Origin of the sequence: Burkholderia thailandensis E264, from assembly GCF_000012365.1 — a bacterium.
Taxonomy (GTDB): domain Bacteria; phylum Pseudomonadota; class Gammaproteobacteria; order Burkholderiales; family Burkholderiaceae; genus Burkholderia; species Burkholderia thailandensis.
The window spans coordinates 2,643,344-2,668,796 of record NC_007650.1 but is presented as its reverse complement, the minus strand read 5'-3'; the positions used below and the strand labels follow the sequence as shown (position 1 = coordinate 2,668,796).

19 protein-coding genes and 1 pseudogene are annotated in these 25,453 nt (G+C 69.2%); 9 read left to right on the top strand and 11 right to left on the bottom strand.

Annotated features, from left to right (window positions below; genetic code table 11):
• Positions 1–198: 198 nt before the first annotated feature.
• Positions 199–3,114 (bottom strand): heavy metal translocating P-type ATPase, encoded by a 2,916-nt coding sequence (locus tag BTH_RS11105; protein WP_009894150.1) that lies wholly within the window; start codon positions 3,112–3,114, stop codon positions 199–201.
• Between the two features lie 289 nt (positions 3,115–3,403).
• On the opposite strand from BTH_RS11105, the gene BTH_RS11100 reads away from it, so the two are divergent.
• From BTH_RS11100 to BTH_RS11085, 4 genes are all read left to right on the top strand, one after another.
• Positions 3,404–4,465 (top strand): lysozyme inhibitor LprI family protein, encoded by a 1,062-nt coding sequence (locus BTH_RS11100; protein WP_373366136.1) that lies wholly within the window; start codon positions 3,404–3,406, stop codon positions 4,463–4,465.
• Positions 4,466–4,908: 443 nt separating this feature from the next.
• A complete protein-coding gene (locus BTH_RS11090) occupies positions 4,909–6,363 on the top strand; it encodes a DUF1254 domain-containing protein (protein WP_009894148.1) in 1,455 nt (484 codons plus the stop codon).
• Positions 6,360–6,518: a transcriptional regulator gene (locus tag BTH_RS34430; RefSeq protein ID WP_161654567.1), complete on the top strand. Its 159-nt coding sequence runs from the start codon at positions 6,360–6,362 to the stop codon at positions 6,516–6,518. Before BTH_RS11090 ends, BTH_RS34430 begins: the two co-directional genes overlap by 4 nt.
• Positions 6,518–10,450 carry a DUF748 domain-containing protein gene (locus BTH_RS11085; protein WP_025404208.1) on the top strand — a complete coding sequence of 1,311 codons (3,933 nt, stop codon included), beginning with the start codon at positions 6,518–6,520 and terminating at the stop codon, positions 10,448–10,450. The genes BTH_RS34430 and BTH_RS11085 overlap by 1 nt, the downstream gene beginning before the upstream one ends.
• Positions 10,451–10,462: 12 nt before the next feature.
• Here BTH_RS11085 and BTH_RS11080 read toward each other — a convergent pair whose 3' ends face one another.
• The 7 genes from BTH_RS11080 to BTH_RS11050 form a co-directional block, all read right to left on the bottom strand.
• Complete coding sequence (locus BTH_RS11080) at positions 10,463–10,684, bottom strand: hypothetical protein (protein WP_009894146.1); 222 nt, start codon at positions 10,682–10,684, stop codon at positions 10,463–10,465.
• Between the two features lie 554 nt (positions 10,685–11,238).
• Entirely contained in the window at positions 11,239–12,231 is a 993-nt protein-coding gene (locus BTH_RS11075) for an amidohydrolase family protein (protein ID WP_009894145.1), read from the bottom strand.
• On the bottom strand, positions 12,228–13,685 hold the full coding sequence (locus BTH_RS11070; protein WP_009894144.1) for an aldehyde dehydrogenase family protein: 1,458 nt from the start codon (positions 13,683–13,685) through the stop codon (positions 12,228–12,230). Before BTH_RS11070 ends, BTH_RS11075 begins: the two co-directional genes overlap by 4 nt.
• Positions 13,686–13,704: 19 nt before the next feature.
• A complete protein-coding gene (locus BTH_RS11065; RefSeq protein WP_009894143.1) occupies positions 13,705–15,357 on the bottom strand; it encodes a GMC family oxidoreductase in 1,653 nt (550 codons plus the stop codon).
• A 178-nt stretch (positions 15,358–15,535) separates the two neighbouring features.
• Entirely contained in the window at positions 15,536–16,477 is a 942-nt protein-coding gene (locus BTH_RS11060; RefSeq protein WP_009908122.1) for a LysR family transcriptional regulator, read from the bottom strand.
• A 228-nt stretch (positions 16,478–16,705) separates the two neighbouring features.
• A complete protein-coding gene (locus BTH_RS11055; protein ID WP_223297132.1) occupies positions 16,706–17,719 on the bottom strand; it encodes an alpha/beta hydrolase in 1,014 nt (337 codons plus the stop codon).
• A gap of 269 nt (positions 17,720–17,988) precedes the next feature.
• Entirely contained in the window at positions 17,989–18,603 is a 615-nt protein-coding gene (locus tag BTH_RS11050; RefSeq protein ID WP_009894140.1) for a nitroreductase family protein, read from the bottom strand.
• Positions 18,604–18,983: 380 nt separating this feature from the next.
• Between BTH_RS11050 and BTH_RS11045 the strand changes: the two genes are divergently transcribed.
• Together BTH_RS11045 and BTH_RS11040 are read left to right on the top strand one after the other, a co-directional pair.
• Positions 18,984–19,874: a LysR family transcriptional regulator gene (locus BTH_RS11045; RefSeq protein WP_009894139.1), complete on the top strand. Its 891-nt coding sequence runs from the start codon at positions 18,984–18,986 to the stop codon at positions 19,872–19,874.
• Between the two features lie 130 nt (positions 19,875–20,004).
• Positions 20,005–20,430 carry a hypothetical protein gene (locus BTH_RS11040; protein WP_223297131.1) on the top strand — a complete coding sequence of 142 codons (426 nt, stop codon included), beginning with the start codon at positions 20,005–20,007 and terminating at the stop codon, positions 20,428–20,430.
• A gap of 28 nt (positions 20,431–20,458) precedes the next feature.
• Here BTH_RS11040 and BTH_RS11035 read toward each other — a convergent pair.
• Together BTH_RS11035 and BTH_RS11030 are read right to left on the bottom strand one after the other, a co-directional pair.
• Positions 20,459–20,661 (bottom strand): annotated as a pseudogene (locus BTH_RS11035) (VOC family protein); the annotation flags it as partial.
• 127 nt (positions 20,662–20,788) lie between these two features.
• The gene (locus BTH_RS11030; protein ID WP_009894136.1) at positions 20,789–21,082 is read right to left on the bottom strand and encodes a hypothetical protein; all 294 of its coding nucleotides are present in this window, start codon (positions 21,080–21,082) and stop codon (positions 20,789–20,791) included.
• A gap of 159 nt (positions 21,083–21,241) precedes the next feature.
• Between BTH_RS11030 and BTH_RS11025 the strand changes: the two genes are divergently transcribed.
• Positions 21,242–22,312: a phytoene/squalene synthase family protein gene (locus BTH_RS11025; protein ID WP_080511322.1), complete on the top strand. Its 1,071-nt coding sequence runs from the start codon at positions 21,242–21,244 to the stop codon at positions 22,310–22,312.
• Positions 22,313–22,358: 46 nt separating this feature from the next.
• Here BTH_RS11025 and BTH_RS11020 read toward each other — a convergent pair whose 3' ends face one another.
• Complete coding sequence (locus BTH_RS11020; protein WP_009894133.1) at positions 22,359–23,285, bottom strand: LysR family transcriptional regulator; 927 nt, start codon at positions 23,283–23,285, stop codon at positions 22,359–22,361.
• Positions 23,286–23,388: 103 nt separating this feature from the next.
• Here BTH_RS11020 and BTH_RS11015 point away from each other — a divergent pair, with 103 nt between their 5' ends.
• Together BTH_RS11015 and dkgB are read left to right on the top strand one after the other, a co-directional pair.
• Positions 23,389–24,591 (top strand): MFS transporter, encoded by a 1,203-nt coding sequence (locus BTH_RS11015; RefSeq protein WP_009894132.1) that lies wholly within the window; start codon positions 23,389–23,391, stop codon positions 24,589–24,591.
• Between the two features lie 26 nt (positions 24,592–24,617).
• Positions 24,618–25,424: a 2,5-didehydrogluconate reductase DkgB gene (gene dkgB, locus BTH_RS11010; protein ID WP_009894131.1), complete on the top strand. Its 807-nt coding sequence runs from the start codon at positions 24,618–24,620 to the stop codon at positions 25,422–25,424.
• The last annotated feature ends 29 nt before the right edge of the window (positions 25,425–25,453 follow it).

Genomic DNA, 25,453 nt, shown 5'->3' with positions numbered 1-25,453 from the left:
TCAGAGGCGGCGCGTGTCGTCGCCGTCGTGCTTGTCGATGCGTGGAGTCTAGCGCAGCCGCGCTCGCGGCCGTGTCGCAATTTGTCGCCGGTTGTCGGCGGTTATCACCGGTTATCAGCGGTTGTCGACGCGCGCCGTGAGCCGCGCGCGTGCGCCACGCACCCCAAGCGCGGCGCGCAGTCCGTGCGCGTGCGCGCTTTAGCGCGCGTCGCCTTTCCAGCGCCGCAGCAACAGCGCGTTCGTCACGACGCTCACGCTCGAGAACGCCATCGCCGCGCCCGCGATCATCGGATTCAGCCAGCCGAGCGCCGCGAGCGGAATGCCGACCAGGTTGTAGACGAACGCCCAGAACAGGTTTTGCTGGATTTTCCGGTATGTGCGGCGCGAGATGTCGATCGCGTCCGCGACGAGCGCCGGATCGCCGCGCATCAGCGTGATGCCGGCCGTGTGCATCGCGACGTCGGTGCCCGTCGCCATCGCGATGCCGACGTCGGCGGCGGCGAGCGCGGGCGCGTCGTTGATGCCGTCGCCGACCATCGCGACCACGCCGTCGCCTGCCGTCGCCTTCATCTGCGCGACGACCCGCGCCTTGTCGTCCGGCAGCACCTGCGCGTGCACTTCGTCAATGCCGAGCGACGCGGCGACGGCCGCCGCGCTGCCGCGGTTGTCGCCCGTGACGAGCGCGCTCTTGACGCCGCGCGCCGCGAGCCGCTCGATCGCGCGCCGCGCGTGCGGCTTCACCGTGTCGCCGAACGCGACGAGTGCGAGCGCCGCGCGCGGCGCGTCGGCGCGCATCAGCCACGACACCGTGTTGCCCGCCGCCTCGAGCGCCGCCGCGCGGCGCGCGACGTCGTCGGGCACGGCGATGCCGAGTTCGTCGCGCCAGCGCGTGCTGCCGAGCGCGAGGAGGCGGCCGTCGACGCGCGCTTGAACGCCGCGCCCGGCGACCGCGCGCGGCGTGTCGGCGCGCGCGGCGGCAAGCGGCGAGCGGCGCGCGTCGTCGTCGTCGTCGAAAGCGGCGACGGCCGCGCGCGCGAGCGGATGCGCGCTGTCGCGCTGGACGGCGGCGGCGAGCGCGAGCGCGTCGCCGCGCGGGATGCCGATCGCGTCGAACGCGGTGACGGTCGGCTTGCCTTCCGTCAGCGTACCGGTCTTGTCGAACGCGACGATGCGCGCGCGCTGCGCGAGCTCGAGCGCCTGCGCGTCCTTGATCAGCACGCCGCGGCGCGCCGCGACGCCCGTGCCCGCCATGATCGCGGCGGGCGTCGCGAGGCCGAGCGCGCACGGGCACGCGATCACGAGCACCGCGACCGCGTTGAGGATCGCCGTTTCGGCGCCCGCGCCCGCGGCGAGCCAGCCGGCGAACGTGGCGAACGCAATCGCGACGATCGCGGGCACGAACACGGCGCTCACGCGATCGACGAGGCGCTGGATCGGCGCTTTCCCGGCCTGCGCGGATTCGACGAGGCGGATGATGCGCGCGAGCGTCGTCTCGGCGCCGATCGCGGTGGTCGCGACGGTGAGCGCGCCTTCGCCGTTGATCGAGCCGGCGGTCACGCGCTCGCCCGGCTCCTTCGCAACCGGCAGGCTTTCGCCCGTGATCAGCGATTCGTCGACGTGCGTGACGCCCGCCTCGATCCGGCCGTCCACGGGCACGCGCTCGCCCGGCAGCACGCGCACGATGGTGCCGACGCGCACCTGCGCGAGCGGCACGTCGCGCTCGACGCCGTGTTCGACGATGCGCGCGCGGTCGGGGCGCAGCGCGTTGAGCGCGCGGATCGCGTCGGTGGTCTGCCGCTTCGCGCGCGCCTCGAGCCATTTACCGAAGCGCACGAGCGTGACGATCACGGCGGACGCCTCGAAGTACAGGTGCGCGGCGCGACCGGGGTCGCGCAGCATCAGCCAGATGCTCAGGCCGTACGCGGCCGACGTGCCGAGCGCGACGAGCAGGTCCATGTTGCCGGCGCGGGCCTTCAGCGCGTGCCACGCCGCGCGGTAGAAGCGCGCGCCGAAGCCGAACTGCACGATCGACGCGAGCGCGAGCTGCAGCCATGCGGGCAGTGCGGCGTCGACGCCGAACGGCGCGGCGAACATCGGCAGCGCGAGCGGCGCACTCAGCACGGCGGACGCGATCACGAGCGCGCGCTCGCGGCGCGCTTCGGCGAGCTTGCGCTCGTCGGCGCCCGGCGATGCGGGGCGGTGGGCGGTGGCGCTGGCCGTCGCGCAAGAGGGGGTGGACGCCGTGCCGATCGGCGACGCGCGGTAGCCTGCTTGTTGCACCGCGTCGATCAGCCGGGCGGCATCGACATGCGCATCGGCCTCGACGGTTGCCTGTTCGGTGGCGAGGTTGACCGCTGCCCGGGCGACGCCGGGAACTTGCGACAGCGCCTTTTCGACACGGCCGGCGCACGACGCGCAGGTCATCCCGCCGATGTCCAGTTCGAACGTCTTCGTCGTCGCGGCAGGCGCCGGGGGGGCAGCGGCCGATTCGTCGGCCGCGAGGACAGCGGGCGGCGCGTGTGAGCGCCCCGCGTCGTCGAGCGGGCGCGCGGCAGGCGCTGGCGCGGCGTCGGCGTGCGCGCCTCGCACGACCTGCGCTCGATACCCGGCGCGCTCGACGGCCGCGACGAGCGTCCGCGGATCGACGTCGTGCGCGACATCCGCCTCCGCGCTCGTCGTGGCGAAATCCACCTTCGCAGCCGTCACGCCGGGCGCGTTCGCGAGCGCCTGCTCGACGCGCCGCGCGCAGCCGCCGCAGGTCATTCCGCCGATGGTCAGCGTGATCGTTGCCGCGCGCGGTGCGACGGCGGTGTCATCGCCGTCTTCGTCTCGCGGGCCTTCGTGCCGCGCCTGCGCATCCCAGCACGCGGCGCGCGTCGTCGCGACCGTCGCGCGGTATCCGGCCGCGCCCAGCGCGTCGATGAGGCGGGCCGCGTCGATCGCGGACGCCGCGTCGACGGTTGCGGTGCCGGCGGCGAGATCCGCCGCCGCGCCGGTGACGCCCGGCACCCGGGCGAGCGCCTGCTCGACGCGCGACGTACAGCCGCCGCAATGCATGCCTTCGACGAGCAGCGTCGTCGTGACTGGGGCGGCCGGAGCGAACAGCTTGGTCATCTGTAATCCGATTCGATGAGGCGGGCGATGCCGCCGATGATTCGAAGTATCAACTTTCCCATGATGGGAAGGTCAAGTGCGAGATGAGGGGCCGATGCCGGGTGCCGGAGGCGGGCGGAGCGGGGCGGTCGCAGCGGGGGGCCGCCGCAGCGCGTCGGCGGGGCGGCGGGGTGGCCGGTGCGGCTTTTCGGGCTTGCGTGAGGGCGCGGCGTTTGGCCACGTATCGGCGGCGGGCAACGTCACCGTTCGGCGCGCTTCGGCTTGGGTTCCGCGCCCGTGGCCGTGGCCGATGCGCCCGGACGCTCCCGGCGTGTTCGCTTGCGGCTGCCGTAGCCTTTACCATCGCCATCGCCATCGCCATCGCCATCGCCATCGCCACGGCCACGGCCACGGCCACGGCCACGGCCACGGCCACCGCCACCGCCACCGCAACCGCAACCGCCACCGCCACCGCCCCCACTTCCGCTGCGCGCCACATGAACGTTCGCGGAATTGCGTACTCGAAGCACCGCAAGGAGGAAGCATGGCGACGAACACGAAACGACTGATGGCCGCCGCGCTCGGCGCCGCGCTGGCGTTCGGCGCGCCGTTCGCGCGCGCTGCGAGCTTCGACTGCGCGCGTGCCGCGAGCGCCGCCGAGCGCGCGATCTGCGGCACGCCCGCGCTCGGCGAGCTGGACGTCCGAATGGCCGCGTACTACGAGTTGCTGCAGAACGCGCGGCCGGCCGACGAAGGCATCGCGTACCGCGAGTTCCGCGACGCGCTGCGCGACGGGCAGCAGAGTTGGCGGCAGCGCGTGCGCGACGCGTGCGGCGCGCGGATCGATTGCCTGACGAACGCGTATACGGCGCGGATCGCCGCGCTGCGCGGCGTCGCCGCCGAGCGGCTCGCGCTGCGGATGACGGGCGGGAGTGCGCCTTCGCCCGACGCCGCCGGCGCGACCTATGCGATCGAAGGCGAGTCGATCAAGCTGACCAACGGCGAATCGGTGCGCCCGGCCGCGCCGGGCTCGGCGGCGAAGCGCGTGACGACGCTCGTCGCGCGGAGCGCCCCGGCGACGATCGCCGGCGGTCCGCTCGAGGCCGTCCTGCTGAGCGACGATCCGGGCGGCAGCGGCCGGTTCCTGTACGTCGCGACCGTGCAGCCGGGCGGCGGCGCGCCGGCCGTGCTGCTCGGCGATCGGGTGAAGCCCGTCTCGGTGTCGATCGAGCGCGCGGCGACGGGCGGCGCGATCGTCGTCGTCGAATATCTGGACCGCCCGGAAGGCGCGCCGTTTGCGCAGGCGCCGACGGTCAAGGTCGTGCGGCGCTTCGCGCTCGAGCAAGGCCGGCTTGTCGAGCAGCGCGGATAGCGGGCCGGCGGGCCGATCGCGCGCCGGCCCGCCGCGCGCGCCGGACATGCGCGATCGGCCCGCCGGCCGGCTCGGCCAATGCGGAACGGCGTGGCGCGGGATGGGCGCGACGATTTTTCGCGCGCTCGCGTTTGCCCGCGAATTCGCGGTCGCCAGCAGTGACGGACGCCTCGCACGCGCCGCCCCCCCGCTACTGTCGCCCGATCCCAAATAGTGGCCGCCCGCCGCCGCGCGCCCGTGTTCCGCGTTGCCCGAATCGCCCGATCTCGCGATCGGGCATTGTTTTGGCCGGGGGGACGAGAGTACGATACTGCCGATCAAAAAATAAAGAGCTGATCAAGTGACAGCCGGCCGGCACGCACGCTACGAGGAAGACCCCGCGCCCTACGCGCCGGCCGCCGATCAACACGCGCGGCCTGGCCGCGCGTTCGCCGTGCCACCGAATGACAACAAACCGACAAGAATCCACTGTTTCTCTGCGGCGCGCTTGCGCGTCGCTAGCCGCGCTGGCGCTGCTTGCGGCCTGCACGTCGACGCCCGAGGCAATCCAGCGCAAGACGGGCTGGATGCGTAGCGAGGTCGCCGATTCCTATATCTACGCTTATCCGCTCGTGCTGATGGACGTCGCGAAGGAAGCCGCGACGGCCGACGGCGCGCCGGGCGCCATGCCCGTCAACACGCTGCGCCACGCGCAGGCGCTGCCCGCGCCGGGCGCCGCGAACCCGCCGCTCGCGAGCGTCGACATGCTCGATTCGACCGCGTGGCTCGACGTGGCCGAGGAGCCGGTCGTCGTCGTGCTGCCCGACGGGCGCGGCCGCTATGTCGACGCCCGCGCGCTCGACATGTGGACCAACGTGCTGTGGTCGAGCGGCCCGTCGGCGAATCCGCGCTCGGGCGCGAGCCGGGCGCGCACGCTCGCGTTCGTCGGCGCGGGCTGGGAAGGCTCGCTGCCGGAGGGCGTCACGCGCGTCGACGCGCCCGCGCGCAACGTATGGCTCGACGTGCGGGTCCAGACGAGCGGCGGGCGCGACCTCGCCGCCGCGAAGCGGCTGCAGCGCGCGATTCGCGTCGAGCCGCTGTCCGTCTACACCGGCGACGCCCGCCGCGCACCGCGCGCCGCGCGTGCGGACGCGGGGGCGGCGTCGGCCGAGCCCGCATCGGGCGTCGCTTCGCCCGTCGCCTCGCCCGTCGCGCAGGTCGCGGCGCTCGATCCGCCGGGGTTCTTCTCGCGCGTCGCGCGCGCGCTGCAGGACAACCCGCCGCCCGCCGCCGACGCGCACGCGCAGGAAATCCTCGCCGACATCGGCGTGACGGCGGGCGCGCCGGTGCAATGGAAGGGCGACAAGCTGATCGGCGCCGAGAACGGCGCGGCCGAGGCGCGCGAGCGGCTCGCCGCGCTGCCGCCGAACGCGCTCGCCGCGAACGGCTGGAGCTGGCTTGGCGACGGCGTCGGTAACTACGGGCAGGACTACGCGTTGCGCGCATACGCGGCGTCGACGCAATTCGGCGCGGGAACCCGCGACGACGAAATCGTCGCCGTCGTGAAGACCGACAGCGCGGGCCGGCCGCTGAACGGCGCGCACCGCTACGTGATCCGCTTCGCGCCGAACGCGCTGCCGCCCGCCCGCGCATTCTGGTCGCTCGCGCCGTACACGCCGGACGGCGCGGTGCCCGAGCTCGGCCGCGCGCGCCGCTCGATCGGCGAGCGCGACCGGCTGCACCGCAACCGCGATGGCTCGCTCGAGATCGTCGTGTCCGCGACGCCGCCCGGCAAGGGCTACGCGTCGAACTGGCTGCCCGCGCCGCGCGCCGATTTCGAGCTCGCGCTGCGGCTCTATGCGCCGAAGCGGCAAGCCGCCGACGGCAACTGGCAACCTCCCGCCGTCGTCCGCAAGTGAACGTTCGCGCGCGCCGCCCGGTCATACGCCCGGGCGCTGCGCGCGCCGACGCCCGCCTTCCACGCTGCGTCGCGAAAGCCGCAGCGCCTATACTGGCGAAAGCCGGACGCTCCCGTCCCGATTTCCTCGCTGCCGTTCCGACGGCGATTCAGTAATGGCATTCAATAAAGAAACCGTCCAATCGACCTTGCAAAAGCTTGGCGTCGCCGCCCGCTCGCGCCGCGCGAAGCGCGCCGGCATCGGCGTGCTGATTTTCCTCGTGGTGTTCGGGCTGCTCGGCTTTTTCGCGGCGCCGCCGCTGATCCGGCACGTCGCCGAGCAGCAATTGAGCCGGCAGCTCGAGCGTCCCGCGACGATCGCGCGCATCGCGTTCAATCCCTACACGTTGCGGCTCGAGGCCGACGGCGTGCACGTCGGCGAGCGCGGCGGGCAGGGCGATTTCGTCGACATCGGCAAGCTCGTCGTGCGCGCGTCGTGGACGTCGCTCGCGCGCTTCGCGCCGATCGTCGACGAGGTGCGGCTCGATCAGCCGCGTTTTCGGATCGTCCGCTACGATGCGCAGCGCTTGAACTTCACCGATCTGGTCGACAAGTTCTCGAAGCCGTCGCCGCAGCCGTCGGCCAAGCCGGTGCGCTTCTCGGTGTCGAACATCCAGGTCAACGACGGCCGCATCGATTTCGACGACCGGCTGCTGAACGCGAAGCACGTCGTCGATCAATGGACGCTCGGCATTCCGTTCATCGCGACGCTGCCGTCGAAGACCGACATCTTCGTCGAGCCGAAGCTGCGCGCCCGCCTCGACGGCAGCCCGATCGCGATCGACGGCAAGACGAAGCCGTTCGCGCAGTCGCGCGAATCGTCGATCAACCTGAAGCTCGGCGGCCTCGACGTGCCGCGCCTGCTGTCGTACGCGCCGACGAGGCTGCCTGTCGACGTGCGTTCGGGCAAGCTGTCGAGCAACCTCGACGTGAATTTCGCGATGGCGGGCGACACGCCTTCGCTGCGCGTGTCGGGCACCGTCGACCTGAACGACGCGCAGGTGACGAGCCGCGCGAACGAGCCGCTCTTCGCCGCGCACGCGGTGCACGTGGCGGCCGCGCAGCTCGAGCCGCTGCGCAACGTGCTGCATTTCGACGACATCCGGATCGACCAGCCCGTCGTCTCGCTCGCGCGCGACAAGGCGGGCGTGCTGAACGTGACGAAGCTCGCGGGCGGCGCGAACGGCGCGCCCGCTGCGGCGAAAGCCGCTGCGACGAAGGCTGCGGGAGCACCGTCGGCCGGCCCGGCTGGTGCGGCGTCGGGGGCTTCGCCCGCGTCATCCGCATCGGCTCCGTCGTCCGCGTCCGGCGCGACTTCGCCGTCGTCGGCCGCGGGCGCATCGTCCGTAGCGGCGCCCGCCGCGGCCGCATCGAGCGCCGCCGCGAACGCCGACAAGGAGAAGGCGCAGCCGCTCGACCTGACGATCAAGCGCTTCGCGATCAACGACGGCACGCTGAACCTGAACGATGCGTCGCTCGCGACGCCCGCCGCGATTTCGCTCACGCACGTCGCGACGACGCTCGCGGACTTCACGCTCGCGGGCAAGACGCCCGCGCGCTACACGCTCGCGACCGACGTCGCGAGCGGCGGCTCGCTGAAAGCCGAAGGCGCGTTCAGTCTCGCCGCGCGGCAGGCGGATACGAAGCTCGTCGTCGATGCGCTCGCGCTGCCCGTCGTGCAGCCGTATCTCGCGGGCGCGACGTCCGCGCGCGTGCTCGACGGCGCGCTCAGCACGTCGGTCAACGCGAAGGCGGACTGGTCGAAGACGCCGCTCGACGCGCAGGTGAGCGACAGCGAGCTCGGCCTGAAATCGCTGAAGATCGCGCTGCCGAATGCGAAGACGCCGGCTGTCGTGCTGCCCGACGCGCGCGTGAAGGTGACGAAGATCGATCTCGCCGCGCGCACCGCCGAAATCGCGAGCGTCGACGCGACGGGCCTCGCGCTCGACGTCGCGCGGCTGCAGAACGGCCGGATCGACCTCGCGTCGCTCGCGGGCGAAGGCGGCAAGGCGGCGGGCGGGAAGCCGGCCGCGTCGACGAAGCCGTCCGCGCGCGGCGCGCAGCCCGCCGCGCCCGCGTGGCGTTACAGGATCGACGAGCTGAACGTGAAGGACGCGAAGGCGAATTTCACCGACCGCACGACGCCGCGCCCCGTGAAGCTCGCGATCGCGCCGCTCGCGCTGAATGTCAGGCAGATCAGCGAAGACCTGTCGAAGCCGTTGCCCGTCAAGCTGACGGCGACGCTGAACCGCAAGGGCTCGCTCGACCTGTCGGGCAACGTGACCACGTCGCCGCTGAAGGTCGGCCTGAAGCTGAACGGCAACCGGCTCGACGCGGCCGCGTTCGAGCCGTACTTCGGCAGCATGCTCAACGCGACGATCGCGAGCGCGCTCCTGAACGCGAAGGGCGACCTGAGCGTCGAGCAGGCGAAGCACGCGATGAAGGCGTCGTATCGCGGCGACGCGGCGCTCGTCGACGTGCGGATGCTCGACAAGGCGACGTCCGACCCGTTCGCCGGCTGGCGCTCGCTCGCGCTCGCGAACCTGAAGGCGAGCTACGACGACGTGCGCGGCACCGACGTCGACGCGTCGCGCGTGACGTTCTCGAACTTCTACGGCCGCGTGCTGCTCGATGCGCAAGGCAAGCTGAACCTGCGCGAAGTCGTCGCGAAGGAAAGCGGCCCCGCGCAGTCGCTCACGCGCGACGCGAGCGGCAAGGAGCCGATACCGCTCACGCCGCAGGCCGCGTCGCAGGCGAAGGCGGCGACTGCGGCGTCGGCGTCCGCGCTCGCGTCGGCCGCCGCGGCGTCGCCCGCGTCGGGCGCCGCGCTCGTGCGCGCGGCCGCGCCGCCGCAGCATCCGGTGCGGCTGCACTTCGGCCAGTTGCTGCTGCAAAGCGGCCGCGTCACGTACACCGACAACTTCATCAAGCCGAACTACACGGCGAACCTCGTCGCGATCAACGGCACGGTCGGCGCGTTCGGCACCGATTCGACGACGCCCGCGCCCGTCGACGTCGCCGCGAAGCTCGCGGCGAACGGCCCGATCACGATCAAGGGGACGGTGAATCCGCTGATCGAGAAGCCGTCGCTCGACCTGACCGCGACCGCGCACGACATCGAGCTCACGAACCTCACGCCGTATTCGGCGAAATACGCGGGCTATCCGATCACGAAGGGCAAGCTGAACGTCGATCTGAACTACAAGCTCGACAACGATCTGCTGACCGCGAACAACCACATCTTCATCGATCAGCTGACGTTCGGCGAGCACGTCGAGAACGACACCGCGACGAAGCTGCCGGTGCGGCTCGCGATCGCGCTGCTGAAAAACTCGCGCGGCGAGATCGACGTGAACATTCCGGTGTCCGGATCGCTGTCGAATCCGGAGTTCAGCATCGGCGGGCTGATCTGGCGCGCGGTGCTGAACCTGATCGCGAAGGCGGTCACTTCGCCGTTCACGCTGCTCGCGCACGCGTTCGGCGGCAGCGGCGAGGAGCTCGGCTACGTCGAGTTCGAACCGGGCCGCTCGACGTTGTCCGACGCGTCGAAGAAGAAGCTCGACACGATCTCGACGATGCTCGCGGACAAGCCGTCGATCCGCCTCGACCTGATCGGCCGCGTCGATCCGGAGAAGGACCTGCCCGGGCTGCGCGACGCGTACGTCGACAGGCTCGTGCGGCAGCAGAAGCTGAAGGACGTGGTCGGCCAGGGCGAGAGCATCGATCCGAGGACGGTGAAGGTCGATCCCGCCGAGTACACGAAGTACCTGACGAAGGCGTACAAGGCCGCCGACTTCAAGAAGCCGCGCAACATGATCGGCCTGACGAAGACGCTGCCCGACGACGACATGAGGAAGGCGCTCGCCGATCACGCGAGCGTGGACGACTCGAGCCTGCGCGCGCTCGCGCAGGCGCGCGCGCAGGCGGTGCGTCAGTATCTGGAGGGCAAGGTCGATCCGAGCCGGATGTTCATCGTCGCGCCGAAGCTGGATGCGAAGGGCATCGAGGACAAGGGGGCGACGACGCGCGTCGACTTCGGCCTGAAGTGACGGCGCGCGGCGTCAGCGCGCGGCGGCAACCGGATCGCGCTTGTCGCGCTCCTTGCGCGCGGCGAGCGGAATGCGCGGGTCGTCCCACGCGGTCAGCCACTCGACTTCCTTCGCGGTGAACACCTGACCGTAATTGCGCAGCGCGTATTGCAGCGCATCGATGATGTGATGACGGATGATCTCGGGCGTGCGCGCGTCGTCGAGCACGCATCGGAAGGCTTCCAGCGTGGCCATCGTGATGCTCCGGGTAAGGACGATTTCGTTATCGCATGACAATAGTCACGCGCCAACCCGGAAAAAAATGGTTCGCCGCAGGGGAATGCCGCGCAATGCGGTGTGCAGCCGCTACCCGTGGTAACGCCCCAGCCGCGCGGGATCCTCCAGGCGCGGTTCTCCGCGATGGCCGCGCCAGATCCGGCGGCGCGGGCCATGCGATACCACCCGATACTCGGACAGTGGCGGATCGCGCATTCGGCGAGCCGTCGTCTTGTGCATCCGCTGGTCGTGCGTCCCGTGTTGCCCGCGGGGCATGACCTCGGCGACCGGCTTCGGAGGCGGCGGCAGCGAGCGGCGTTCTTGCTCCCGGCGAGGCCGCTCGTTCCAATCGCTAACCGCTGCTGCGGCCCTGCGCCCGAAGTGCGTTGCAATCGCGCGAGTCCTTGCGTTGATCTCGTTGAAGCCGGGCGTCGGGTGACGTACGCAATCGTCCTCAAACCCTTCGCCGCTGCCGCTTGCCGGGCCGCGAGTGTCATCGGCCCGCGACGCGCCCGCGAAGCGGCAACTGCGCGCTACAGGCCGAACAATTGCGCGGCGTTCGTGCGGCCGATCTTGACTCGGTCGTTATCGCTGATCAACGCGTGATCGAACCAGGCGCTGGCGGTCGCCATACTTTCGTACGGGTAGTCTGCGGAGAACAGGACGCGATCGACGCCGATTTCGCTGATCGTGTTCAACAGGCCCTTCGTGTGAAAGTGACCGCTCGTCGTGACGTAGAAATTCCTGTTGAAGTACTCGCTCACCGGACGTTGCGCGCGACCGAGGCCGGCGCCGTCGCGCTGCATGTACAGGCGATGTTCGAGGCGCGGCAGCATCAACGGCAAGCCTTCGCCGAGATGGCCGAGGATCACGATCAGGTTCGGATATCGGTCGAACAGTCCGCTCAGCATGAGTCGGATCGCGTGAGTCGCGGTTTCGTGCGCGAAGCCCCACGCCGATCCGACGAGCGACGCGTAGCCTTCGTAGATGCGCCGCTGGCCCGGCAGCGGCTCGCGCGGATGCAGGTAAACCGGGACGTCGAGGCCGGCGACGCGATCCCAGAATTCCCAGACCGGCTCTTCGTCGAGATACTGTGCCGTTTCGGCGTCGCCGATGTTCGTGTAGCCGTTGATGAGCGCGCCTTTCATCCCAAGCGTCGCGACCGCGCGCTCCAGTTCGTCGGCCGCATCGCGGGGCGACTGTAGCGCGACGGTCGCGAATGCGTGCAGGCGGCCCGGATGGGGCGACGTGAAGCGCTCGGCGATCTCGTCGTTGGTGCGCTTCGCGAAGTCGACAGCTTGGTGACGGTCGAGGATCGACTGCGCGCCGGGCGACGTGAGCGACAGAATCGCGGCATCGATGCCGCAGCGGTCCATCTCGTCGATGCGCCTGTCGACGTCGAGCAGGCGTGCGTCGACATCGTCCATGTAGGACTTGCCGTTGCGGGCCGCCTCGCCGGAGGCGTCCCATCGCGCATTGTTCAGTTCGGTCGTCAGGTGTTCCTCGAGAACGATTTTGTCTTTCATTGCGATGCCCCAGTGCTCAGCGTGATGTGCTTGTACTCGATGAAATCGTCGATGGCGGCGGCGCCGTTGAGGCGGCCGAGGCCGGACTGGCGGTAGCCGCCTTCCTCGAATTCGTCGTAGACCTTCGCCCAATCGTTGATCCATACCGTCCCGGCTTGCAGTGCGCGCGCGACCCGCATCGAGCGTTGCACGTCGCGCGTCCATACCGCGGCGGCGAGGCCATATTCGCTGTCGTTGGCGAGCGCGACTGCTTCGTCTTCCGTGTCGAACACCTGCAGCGTCATTACCGGGCCGAACGTTTCGGTCTGCACGATGTCGAGCTTCGGATCGTCGACTTCGAGGAGCGTCGGGCGGTAGAACGCGCCTGCCGCGAGTGCGCCGTCGGTGGCCGGGCCGCCGCGCAGCAGGACCTTCGCGCCCGCGGCGATCGCCTGATCGACGCTGCGATCGACGCGCGCGACGTTCGCCCGGTCGATGAGGGGCCCCATTTCGCTGCGCGGATCGGCGGCGGGGCCGACGCGCACCGCGCCGAGTGTCGCCGCGAGACGCGTGCGCACCGCTTCCGCCACGTTTCGCTGCACGAGCAGCCGCGAGCCCGTCATGCAGAACTGGCCGGCGAATACGGTCAGCGACTTCGCGAGAACCGGCAGCGCGGCGTCGAGATCGGCGTCGTCGAATACGACATGGGGTGTCTTGCCGCCGAGCTCGAGGCCGAAGCGCTTCAGGCGCTGTGCGCCGGCCGCCGAGATCGCGCGGCCGGTCGCCGTCGAGCCGGTGAAGCTGATGACGGGCACGTCCGGAGAAGCGACGAGGTATTTCGCGCCGTCGGCGCCGGATTCGCTGAACACGTTGACGCTGCCGCGCGGCAGCGACGGCGCTTCCGACAGCACCTTGGCGACGAGGGCGTTCGTTTGCGCGGTCTGGCCCGGCATCTTGACGACCGCGCTCGCGCCGGCCGCAAGCGCCGGCGCGAGCGCGCGCACCATCAGGACGACGGGGGAATTCCACGGCACGATGATGCCGGCCACGCCCATCGGCTCCCGCAGCACGAGCGATACGACGTCCGGCCGCGGCGTTCCGCCGTGGGCGCGCTCGGCGCGCGCGAGGGCCGCGTAATAGCGCAGCTTCGAGGGCGCCATCTCGACCTCGAACCGGGCTTCCGGCTTGATCTTGCCGTTTTCGAGCGAGAGCTGGTCGATGAGCGCTTCGGTGTGCCGTTCGAATGCGAGTGCGAGTTCGTCGAGAGCCTTGGCGCGCAATGCGGCGTCGTGCTTCCAGCGCGTGCGTGCGAACGCGCGGGACGCCGCCGCGACGGCCGCGCGCGCTTCGGTTTCGCCGCCGTCGGCATAGCGGCCGATCACGGCGCCGGTCGCCGGATCGAACGAATCGCGACGAGCGGGCGAATCGACCCATTCGCCGTCGATCCAGTGTAAAGCGTGAGAGGCGGAAGTCATGAGTATCTCCGGATCGGAATCAAACGAATCGATGCGCGATGTGCTCGGCCGTCGCGATGGTCGTGATGTTGGTGGCGACGGAAACCGCATCCGGGAAGATCGATGCATCGACGACGCGCAGGTTGCGCACGCCGTGCACGCGCCCGTCGAGGTCGACGACCGCGTCCGGGTTGCCCGGCGTTCCCATCGGCGCGGTCGACGTAGGGTGGTGATACGTGTCGACGGTCGATCTGACGGACGCGAGGATCTGCTCGTCGGTCTCGGCGCCCGGACCGGGATTCAGCTCGGCGTGAATGAGCTCCGACAGCGGCGTGGTGCGGCCGATACGCCGCGCCAGCTTGATGCCGTCGAGCAGGCGCGCGCGGTCCTGCGCTTCGGCGAGGAAATTCAGATCGATGATCGGGGCGTCGTCGGGTTTGCGGCTCGCGAGTTTCAGGCTGCCGACCGACAGCGGTCGCGTCAGCGCGACCGCAAGCACGAATCCGACGCCGGTCGGGCTTTGATCGTGCGGGAACAGATGCGTGGCCGTGACATGCAGGTCGAGATCCCCGTTTTGCGCGGTCGCGCTGTGTGTCCAGAGGAATGCGCCGATCACGGGTGATTGATCGCCGATCTTGTCCGGGCGGGCGGCGTAGGCGTTGTAGTAGAAAGGGTGGTCTTTCAGGCGTTTCCCGACGGGCAGGTTCGCGACTTCGGGGATCGAAAGCGCGCGCAGATCCGCGCCCGGCCCGATGCCCGATCGCAGCAGGATCGCGGCGCTGCCGTAGCTGCCCGCGCTCAGGATCACTTCGCCCGCGTGAATTTCCTCGCCGCTGGCGAGCCGGACGCCGATTGCGCGATCGTTGTCGAAGAGGACGCGATCGACGAGCGAACCTCCACGGATCTGCAGGTTCTCCCGCGCACGCACGTCGTTGGTCAGATAGGCGATGCCTGTGTTGACACGCACGCCATTGACGACGTTCATCGAATACGGGCCGACGCCGTTCGCGTCCGGGCCGTCGAAATCGTCGATGATGCGATAGCCGTTCGCGACAGTCGCGTCGACGAATGCGCGTTGCATCGGCGTGATGTCCTCGCGGGTCAATTGGCGCACCGGCAGCGGGCCCGCGTGGCCGTGCAGCGCGGCGCTGCCGCTGTCGCGGCTCTCGAGGCGCTTGAACGCGGGCAGCATTTCGGCGAACGACCAGCCGGGCAGATTCCAGTTCTTGAGATCCTGAGCGCGGGCGCGGATCGCGACCGCGCCGTTGATCGCGGAGCTGCCGCCCAGCACTTTGCCGCGCAGCGCGCCGATCGGGTGATCGATGTAGCCGGGTTTCGTCCGATAGCCCCACTCGTGGCGGGCATCGCCGCCCACGATGTCGCTGCTCGCGATCACGTGCGGATAGTCCCATGCGGCGTAGTTGTGGCCGGCTTCGAGCAGCAGCACGTTGCGGCTCGCCTTTTCGGTCAGGCGTGCCGCCATCACCGCGCCGGCCGATCCGCCGCCGACGATCAGAACGTCGATCGTGCGTTTGCCATGTTCGATTTGCCGACGAGGCGACGCGCCGGGCGAGGTATCGGCGCGGATTGGCGCTGCCGACGTTTCTGCGCCGAGCAACGAGCCGGCGGCGAGCGCAGCCGATCGTGTGAGCATCGTGCGGCGCGCGGGGTCTTGCAAGGTGCGGTCGTGCATGGATGTAGGCCTTGGAAATGAAGTGGTGACCAGATTACGAACGCGATGCGCGCCGGCATAGCCGGCGGCAGGCGAAACCGGCGTTCGGTTTTTTCGAACGCCGTGCTTGGCCATGGCGGGCGCCGTGCATGGTCGGCGATAGGTACGGTGCGGAGCGCGCGCGGGGCGCGGATCGTCGCTATGCGTGTGGGCCGCGGGGCAGGATGCCGCGCTCGATGAGCGGTGCGTCCCAACTGGCCGGCTGGCCGATTTCGTCGACGAGAAACTCGATGAGCGCCTGAATTCTTGGCGATGTGCGGATCGTCTTTCTGTATAACGCGGAAATCTGGCCGCCCGGCGGGATGTGATCGGTCAGCACCGGCACGAGATCGCCGGCGAGAAGTGCATCCGCGGCGAGGAAAGTGGGGAGAATCGCGAGGCCCAAGCCGGCCAGCGCGCCCGCGAGCAATTGATGCCCCGAATCGGATCGCATCTGGGTGCGCACCCGGAACGACTGCTGGGCGCCGTCGAGCGGCAGATTCCACATTCCATTGGGCTCACGGTTCAGATAGATCAGTCCGTCGTGATGCAACAGCTCTGCGGGATGCGCCGGCACGCCGCGCCGCGCGAGATACGCGGGGCTCGCGCAAATCAGATGGTGATTGGCGCAGAGGGGGCGCGCGACGAGATTCGAATCGGCCAGCCTGCCGATGCGGATCGCAATGTCGAAATGGCCGTCCTGCAGATTGGACAGCCGGTCCTCCGCCTCGACTTCCACGCAAAGCGCCTGATATTTTGCGGCGAAACGCGCCAGCAGCGGCGCAAGCCGGTGCGTGACGAACGTTGCCGGCACCGTCAGCCTCAACGTGCCGTGCAGGCTCGCGCCAGCTTCCTGCACCTCATCCTCCATGCGCTCGAGTTCCTGAAGCAGGATTCGGGATCGCTCGAAGAAGTTGCGTCCGGGCTCGGTCAATTGCAGCGGGCGTCCGCGTGTCAGCAACGCGCAGCCGAGCCGTTTCTCGAGCTGTTGGACACGGTGGCTGACGATCGATTTGGTCGTGCCGAGGCGGCGGGCAGCCTCGGAGAAGCTGCCCGATTCGACGACGGCCACCAACGTGCTCATGTCGGAGAATTTGTTCATCTTCGAAGGCGGGAGCGAGACGGACAATCTGCCTGCGTCAGGCAATGCATGACGGGCTTCGCCGAGGCGTATTTCCCGGACGGAGGCCCGATGCCGACGGCCGCCTTGCCCGCGCGCGCCCGCCGGGCCGCTTCGGCCGGCAACGGCGCGCAGGTGCTCGGCCGATGGAGCCGGCTCCCCATGCAACGGACATTCGCCGACCGCGCCGCCCTTTCCGGCACGGGCGTGTCACCGGCGCGGCGGTTGCGTCGCTCCGGAGGCAAAGCGCTCCCGGAGAAACCGCACCCCGTCGTCCAGGGCGGTTTCGCCGCGGGGGTGATTCGACTTGTCCTTGAAGAACTGGATGAAGCCGTGCGACTGCCCTTCGTAAACGGTGACGGACGCCTCCACGCCGGCCTTGTTCAGGATGCTTGCGTAGGAGATGTTCTCGTCGCGCAGCGGATCGAGCTGGCCAACCTGAATCAGGGCGGGCGGCAAGTCGGCGTGATTTCCGTGGATCGGGGCGAGCAGCGGTGCATGGGGGCTCGTTTCCATCGGCACATAGCTGTGCCGCACGTTGCGCATCACTTCCCGCGTGGGAAAGTGGGTATCGCCCAGTTCGTCCCATGAGGGCGTGTCCATGTCGTTGCTCACCGATGGATACATCAGCCATTGCGCTATCAGCGGAGGGCCGCCCCTATCGCGGGCAAGCATGGCGGTTGCCGCCGAGAGCGTGGCGCCGGCGCTGTCGCCGCTGATCGCGATACGCGTTGCGTCCCCGCCCAAGGTGTCGAGGTGGCCGGCGGCCCATTGCAGGACGGCGTAAATGTCGTCGAGGCCGGCCGGGAACGGGAATTCGGGCGCGAGTCGATAGTCGATCGAAAGCACGAGCGCCTGGGCGCGGTTGGCGATCGCACGCGCGAGCACGTCGTGCGTGTCGAGGTCGCCGGACACGAAACCGCCCCCATGCACGAACAGAACGGTCGGCAGCCTTTCCTCGTCTCGCGAGCCTTCGGGCTTGTACACCCGTACCGGAATGTCCCGGTCCGGATGCCGGGCGCCCACGCTGATCGCGAGCACCTGCTTGACCGCATCCGGAGCCCCGGCCGACGGAATCATCGCGCGATAGGACGTTCGCATGTCCCTCGCGAATGCCGCCGTGGAGTCGGTGATCCGATCGGGTGTTGCAGGGCTCGGCTCGACGATCGAATGGACGGCGGATACGGCGAAACAGCGCTTACCCAGAAAATTCCATGCAAACATAGATTCAATCTCGGTCGTGCGGCATCGACAGCGCGTGCGCAGCAATGGGCGAATTGCGCGGGCCAATCGGATTCTGAGCAAGCCGCCTGGCGCCGACGAATCTCGCGATATTCGTCGCGCGCCGGCGAACCTGCCCGACTCGTCGCTGGGGAGGCGCGCATCAATGGGATTCCGGCCGGGAGCGGGGGAGCGGCTCGTTCGAGCACGCGTGTCGCGGCACGTCGCCGTCGCGCGAACCGCGTATGCCGCTCGCCGTCCGGGAGCACCGTTCAGGCGAACGTGAGGACATCGGACACCGGCTTGCGCGGCTTCTGCGGCCAATTGCCGGGCGCGGGATGGCCGACTGCGACGAGCATGACGGGCACGTCGGTCGGCGCGAGGTCGAATGCCTCTGCGACGCCCTGCGGGTTGAAGCCGATCATCGGACCGGAGGCCAGTCCGTAGCCCTGCGCGGCCAGCATGAGCGTCATCGCCGCCAGTGAACCCGAGCGAATCGCTTCGTCACGCTGAAACGTCTGGTTGTCCCTGTACATGTTCTGCGCGGCGCCGACCCAGCCGTTGTATGTGCCTTCGTCGATGATCCCGGCGTTCAGCGTCGGTCTGAGCGCATCGGCCAGCGTCAGGTGCGGATCGAGCGTGCCGCATACGATAAACGTGACTGCGGCGTCCGCGACCTTCTGTTGCCCGAATGCCAGCGGCAGCAGGCGCGCTTTGCCTTGCTCGCTGCGAACGGCCACGAACTTCCAGTTCTGCAGATTGAATGCGGACGGCGCGCGCGTGGCGAGGCCGATCAGATCGCGGATCTGTTCGTCCGACAACCGGCGGCCGGCGTCGTAGCGATTCGCCGAGACGCGCGAGGTGATGACTTCGGAAATGTTCGACACTTGCAGACTCCTTTCTCTTTAGAGGGGCGGCGATGAGACGGATGCCGGCGCCAGGCGGCCGTCAAGCGAACCTCTCGCGTTGCGATCACGATGAAACGGCCGGCGCGGGCAGCCGCAAGAAGAACGCCCCCTCCGGCCATGGCGGCGTTCGCGACGACATTCGTGCTGGATGCGAGTGCCATTCGATGACCATGCCAGGCACCTCGTCACGGAGCCCGTTGGAAACCGCGTTTGCATGCATGAGCCGACGTGCGGAAAAGGCGAGATGAAGGCTTGCCCTCACGACCCGTAACCATCGTGCGGGATTCATTCTGGGTTGTCGAAAGATGAAATGGAACCGGTTAAAATTGAAACAAGGATTTCATTATTGGTAGGGTAAATTGGATCTCAATGATGTCCGGATTTTTGTCGGCGTCGTGCAGACGGGCAGCCTTTCTGGTGCCGCGGCGCGACTGGAGATGCCGTTGCCGACGGTCAGCCGTCGCATTCGCGCGCTCGAGAAGCAACTGCGGGTTCAGTTGCTGGAGCGCACGGCGCGCGGCACCCGGCTGACCGAGGCGGGGACCCGGCTCTACGAGCACGCGAGCCGAGGCGTCGAGATACTCGCGGAGGGCGAGCAGGCGGTGGTGAGCGATCAAGCTCGGCTGAAGGGGCGGCTGCGCCTGTCGTTGCCGCCCGCGTTCGAGGCGTGGTGGGAGCTATTGTCCGCGTTCCAGAAGCGCTATCCGGACATTCGCGTGCACGCATATGCCACCGAGCGTCGAGTGGATCTGATCGAAGACGGGATCGACGTCGCGCTGCGCGTGGGCGCGATCGCGCATGAGGCGATGGTCGCACGCGCGTTGCTTGCGTATCGCCATGTCCTGGTCGCCAGTCCGAGTCTGGTCGATGCGCTGGGCATTCCCGAGGTGCCTGACGATTTGCACCGCTTCCCCTGCGCGATATGGAGTTCGGCGGCCAATTTCAGCCGAGGATGGCGCCTTGGCGATCGAACGTTCGAACCTGACGCAGCCCTTTCCACCAACGATTACATGCACTTGCGCAGCCGCGCGATCGCCGGCGAGGTCGTCACCGAGCTTCCGCCGTTTCTGGCCGCAGAGCCGATTCGGCAGGGGAGGTTGACCGCTTTGCTTTGCGCTTACCCGCTGCCCGAGCAGCACGTCAACTTGCTGTATCCATCGCATCGGCATCCTTCGGCGATCGTTCGCGCCTATCTCGAGTTTTGCCAATCGCAGGTTGCATGGCTTGAGCATGTCTGTGCGATCCGCTAATCGAGACGCGCCGGGCGTGTTTTTCGATGCGGGAGGCGTGGCTGTCACGATGCAATGGCCGATGAGGCGGGGGAAGGGCATGTCGCGTCGCCGGACCGAGGGGGCGGTGTCCCTCCGCATGCACTCTTTCATGCAATTGCCGACAACTCTGCACACTTCCGTCTCCGCGTTCTTCCTAGAATCGTTCCGGCGTTCGGGCCTTCCCCTTCTTTCCGGCCCTCGCGCCCATCCCGATGTTTGCCCGCCATCGACCGACACGGAAATCACCATGACACCGCTTCGCCTCGCGAGCGCCGGACTGGCGCTTTTCGTCATCACGCAGTTCTCGCACGCGCAGGCCGCCGGCGCGGCCGATGGGCGGAACGCGCCTCGCGGCGCGATCGAAGCGGCGCGGCCCGACGCCGGCGTGCCGCGCGTTCGAGTCGGTTTGTCCGATGACGGGACGAAGCTGGTGCTGCCGTGGTTCGTCGATGAGCTGATCGCGACGGTCAATGCCGGCGAATCGCCGGACGTGGCCGTGCGCGACTACGCGGGCCGATTGCGGCGCGGGCTTTGAACGCGGGAGGGACCATGGCGGGCCGCGCCGCGCGCGCGACCGTCACGCCGTGCCGATGCGTGAATTCGATTGGCCGCGGATAGCCGACGCGGCCGACGATCGTGCCGTCGGAACCTTCGTGATGCTCGAAGCGTGCGACGACGTCGAAGCCGAGCGCCTGCGCGTATAGAAGCGCACGAGCGTATCGATGTCGTTGGTCGGCCGGGCGACGCGCGGGACGAGAGGATTCATCACGGCGCTCGCGTATTCGAAGGTGCGGCAAGAGGGGGCGCGAAACCGCATCTTCATGCATCGGCCGAACAATGCGGCGGCGGCCCTGCGCGAGGTCGCCGTGCGCGCCGTGAGACGCGCGCGCCGCTTACTTCGCGGTTTCGTCGAGGCCGCGCTGCAACAGTTCGGTCAACAAGCCGGTCATTCCGTCCGGATGCGCGGCCGCCCGTTCGTTCAGGCGCGCGACGAGCTCGATGTTGAGCTTGCACGCGAACGGCACGAGGCCCTGCGCCTGCTCGAGCTTGCGCCGCTCGCGGCGATCGGTCGCGACGTCTTCGGCGCCCTTGCCGAAGCGCGCGGACGTCGTCTGCTTCATCGCGTGCGTCAGCTTCAACGCCTTGTTCTTCTCGAGATCGGTTTTCTTCATCGCCATCGCGGTCACCTCTTGCAGGAAAGGATGCGATTGTACGCATTGCCGCGCGGCGCGGATATCGGCCGCCGCTCGCCGTGTCGCGCGCGCGACCGCGGCCCCCGCGGCCGGCCGTGCGCGAAGCGCCGGCGGCCCGCGCGCATTTGCCGATACAATGCGGCAGCCATTCGTATGACCGACCTGATCCGATCCATGGGCAACTCCACCCGGGCCTTTCTGCTGGGCCCTTTGCTGAAGGGGGTCTCGCGCTCCTTCTATCTGACGCTGCGCGTGCTGCCGGAAGGCATGCGCGATCCGATCGGCCTCGCGTACCTGCTCGCTCGCGCGGCCGACACGATCGCCGACACGTCGCTGATTCCGCCCGCGCAGCGGCTCGAACTGCTGCTGTCGCTGCGCGCGCAGATCAACGGCGTGCCCGATCCGCAAGCGCTCGCGCGGATCGCGGGCGAGGTCGCGGGGCAGCAGACGCAGTCGGACGAGAAAACGCTGCTCGAATCGCTCGGCCCCGCGCTCGCGGTGCTGTCGCAATTGAGCGCGTTCGATCGCGCCGCGGTGCGCGGCGTCGTCACGACGCTCACCGAAGGGATGGAATTCGATTTGCGCACGTTCCCGGACGAATCGTCGGGCCGCATCGTCGCGCTGCGCGAATGGCCGCAGCTCGATCGCTACACGTACCTCGTCGCCGGCTGCGTCGGCGAGTTCTGGACGAGGATGACGTGCGCGCATCTGCCCGGCCTGCTGAGCGAGCGCGAGGACACGATGGCCGAGCGCGGCATCCGTTTCGGCAAGGCGCTGCAGATGACCAACGTGCTGCGCGACTGCGGCAAGGATCTGCGGATCGGCCGCTGCTATCTGCCGCAGGCGATGCTGAGCGAATACGGGCTGTGCGCGGAAGACCTGTTGCGGCCGGACGCTTCGCCGCGCGCGCGGCCGCTGATGCATGCGCTCGTGCGCACGACGCTCGAGCATTTCCGCGCGGGCATCGACTACACGTTCGCGATTCCGCGCCGCGCGCCGCGCCTGCGGCTTGCCTGCTTCTGGCCGATCGCGATCGGCCTGCAGACGCTCGCGCTGCTCGCGTCGAACGACGCGTGGCTCGATCCGGCGCGCGCGTCGAAGGTGCGGCGCGGCGACGTCTACCGGATCATCGCGTATTCGCTGCCGCTCGCGATGTCGAACCGCGCGTTGCGCGCGTGGCTCGACCGCCTGATCGCGGACGTCGAGGCTCGGCTCGCGGCGTGATGCGCGGCGCGCCCGGCCGCGCACGCCGTTGGGCGGCGCGCGGGCGTCACGGGCGCGCCCATGCCGCCGCCTTTTGCGCGGGATTCCCGCTGCCGAGCGCGTCGACCAGATAATCGACGAACGACGCGATTCGCGACGAAATCGCCGTGTTCCGGTAATAGACCGCATGAATCGGCTGCCGCACGTCCTGCGTGTGGCGCGCGAGGATCTGCACGAGGCGGCCCGATTCGCGATCCTGCGCGGTCATGAAATCCGACAGGCAGACGATGCCCGCGCCGTCGAGCGCGAGCTGTCTGAGCGTCTCGCCGCTCGACGACCACACGGCCGGCTCGATCCGGCAAGGCTCGCCGTCCGCGCCGAGGATCGGCCACACGTTCAGCGATTCCGGCTGATTGAAGCCGAGCAGCGCGTGCTTGCCGAGGTCGCCGGCTTTGCGCGGCTGGCCGTGCGCGTCGAGATACGCGGGGCTCGCGAGGATGCGCAGCCGGCTGTTGCCGATGAGCCGGCTGTGCAGCGTCGAATCCTTCAGGCGGCCGATCCGGATCGCGACGTCGGTGCGCCGCTCGAGCAGATCGATGACGCCCTCGTTGCTGTTCAGCTCCAGCTCCACGCGCGGGAAGCGCTCGCGATAGCCGCGCACGAGCGGCACGATCACGTGCAGCATGAACGGTGATGCGGCGTCGACCCGCAGCCGCCCGGACGGCTTTTCGCGCCGCGCGAGCATCTGCTCTTCCGCGCTTTCGACCGAATCGATGATCGCCCGCGCGCTGGCGAGGAACGCCCGGCCTTCCTCGGTCAGCTCGAGACGGCGCGTGGTCCGGCGCAGCAGCGTGGTCTTGAGCTTTTCCTCGAGCCGCGCGAGCGTGCGGCTCGTCGCCGACACGGTGAGGCCGAGCTGTTGCGCGGCCGCGGTGATCGAGCCCGTGTCGACCACGGCGGCAAAGGCCTGAAGTTCGTCCAGCGTGACCTTCATTGTTGATTTGAAATCAAAATAATTTCGTTTATAGGCTACTTTTTACGCAAAAGTAAAGCGGGCACACTGCGCGGCATCGTTACCGGATTCATGGATGCCCATCATGCCACTCGCTCTACTCGCGCTGACGATCAGCGCCTTCGCCATCGGCACGACCGAATTCGTGATCGTCGGGCTGATCCCGACGATCGCGTCCGATCTCGGCGTGAGCCTGCCGTCGGCGGGCCTGCTCGTGAGCCTGTATGCGCTGAGCGTCGCGATCGGCGCGCCGCTCATCACCGCGCTCACGGGCCGCATGCCGCGCAAGACGCTGCTCGCCGCGCTGATGGCGCTCTTCACGGCCGGCAACCTCGTCGCATGGCGGGCGCCCGGCTACGAATCGCTGATCGTCGCGCGCATGCTCACGGGCCTCGCGCACGGCGTGTTCTTCTCGGTCGGCTCGATCATCGCGACGACGCTCGTGCCGAAGGACAAGGCCGCGAGCGCGATCGCGACGATGTTCAGCGGAATGACCGTCGCGTTCGTCGCCGGCATTCCGCTCGGCACCTTCGTCGGCCAGCACTTCGGCTGGCGCGCGACGTTCCTGATCGTGGCGCTGTTCGGGCTCGTCGCGTTCGTGGGCGCCGTCGCGTTCGTGCCGCGCGGCCTCGCGCAAACGCCGCCCGCACCGCTCGCCCGGCAACTGCGCGTGCTCGCTCAGCCGCGCCTGCTGCTCGTTTTCGCGATGACGGCGATCGGCTACGGCGGCTCGCTGATCGCGTTCACGTACATGGCGCCGCTGCTCGAGCGGCTCGCCGGCTTCACGCCGCCGCAGGTGAGTCTCGTGCTCGTCGGCTACGGCGTGTCGGTCGCGTTCGGCAACGTGTGGGGCGGCAAGCTCGCGGACCGCGTCGGCCCCGTCGGCGCGCTCAAGCGGATCTTCCTGTTGCTCGCGCTCGTGCTGCTCGCGCTGACGTTCACCATCCGTCACACCGCGCTCGCGGTGCTGACGATGCTTGCATGGGGCGCGGTCGCGTTCGGCAACGTGCCGGGCCTGCAGGTCTATGTCGTCAAGCAGGCGCGGCATTTCGCGCCGCACGCGGCCGACGTCGCGTCGGGCTTGAACATTGCCGCGTTCAATCTCGGCGTCGCGGGCGGCTCGTCGCTCGGCGGGCTGATCGTCGCGCACGCCGGCCTCGGCCATACGCCGTGGATCGCTGCGGTCGTGACGCTCGGCGCGTTCGCGCTGACCGCGCTGAGCGGCGCGCTCGACCGGCGCGACGGCCTGCCCGCGCGCACCGCCGAGCCGGTCGGGCTCGCGCACTGAATGTCATTCGATTCAAGGAGCACACCATGAGCGGGATTCCCCCCTTCGGCCTCGGCACGTTCCGCCTGCAAGGCCAGGTTGTCGTCGATTCGGTTCGCCACGGCCTCGAACTCGGCTACCGCGCGATCGACACCGCGCAGATCTACGGCAACGAAGCGCAAGTCGGCGAGGCGCTCGCCGCATCCGGCGTGCGCCGCGACGAGCTGTTCGTGACGACGAAGATCTGGGTCGATCACTACGCGCGGGACCGGCTCGTGCCGAGCCTCGAGGAAAGCCTCGCGAAGCTGCGCACCGATTATGTCGACCTGACGCTGATCCACTGGCCCGCGCCCGGCAACGGCGTGCCGCTCGAGGAATGCCTGGGCGCGCTCGCCGACGCGAAGGCGTCGGGCCTCACACGCCGGATCGGCGTGTCGAACTTCAACATCGAACTGACGAAGCGGGCGATCGCGGCGCTCGGCAAGGACGCGATCGCGACGAACCAGATCGAGCTGAGCCCGTATCTGCAGAACCGCAAGCTCGCCGCGTTCCTGCAAGGCGAAGGCATTCACGTGACGTCGTACATGACGCTCGCGTACGGCAAGGTGCTCGGCGATCCGGTGATCGGCGCGATCGCGCAGCGCCATCGCGCGACGCCCGCGCAGGTCGCGCTCGCGTGGGCGCTGCGGCTCGGCTACTCGGTGATTCCGTCGTCGACGAAGCGCGAGAACCTCGCGAGCAACCTGCTCGCGCAGACGCTGCGCCTGACCGACGACGACGTCGCGCGTGTCGCCGCGCTCGAGCGCAACGGCCGCGAAGTCAGCCCGGACGGCCTCGCGCCGCAATGGGACTGAACGCGCGGCGCCCTTTCTCTTTCCGACCG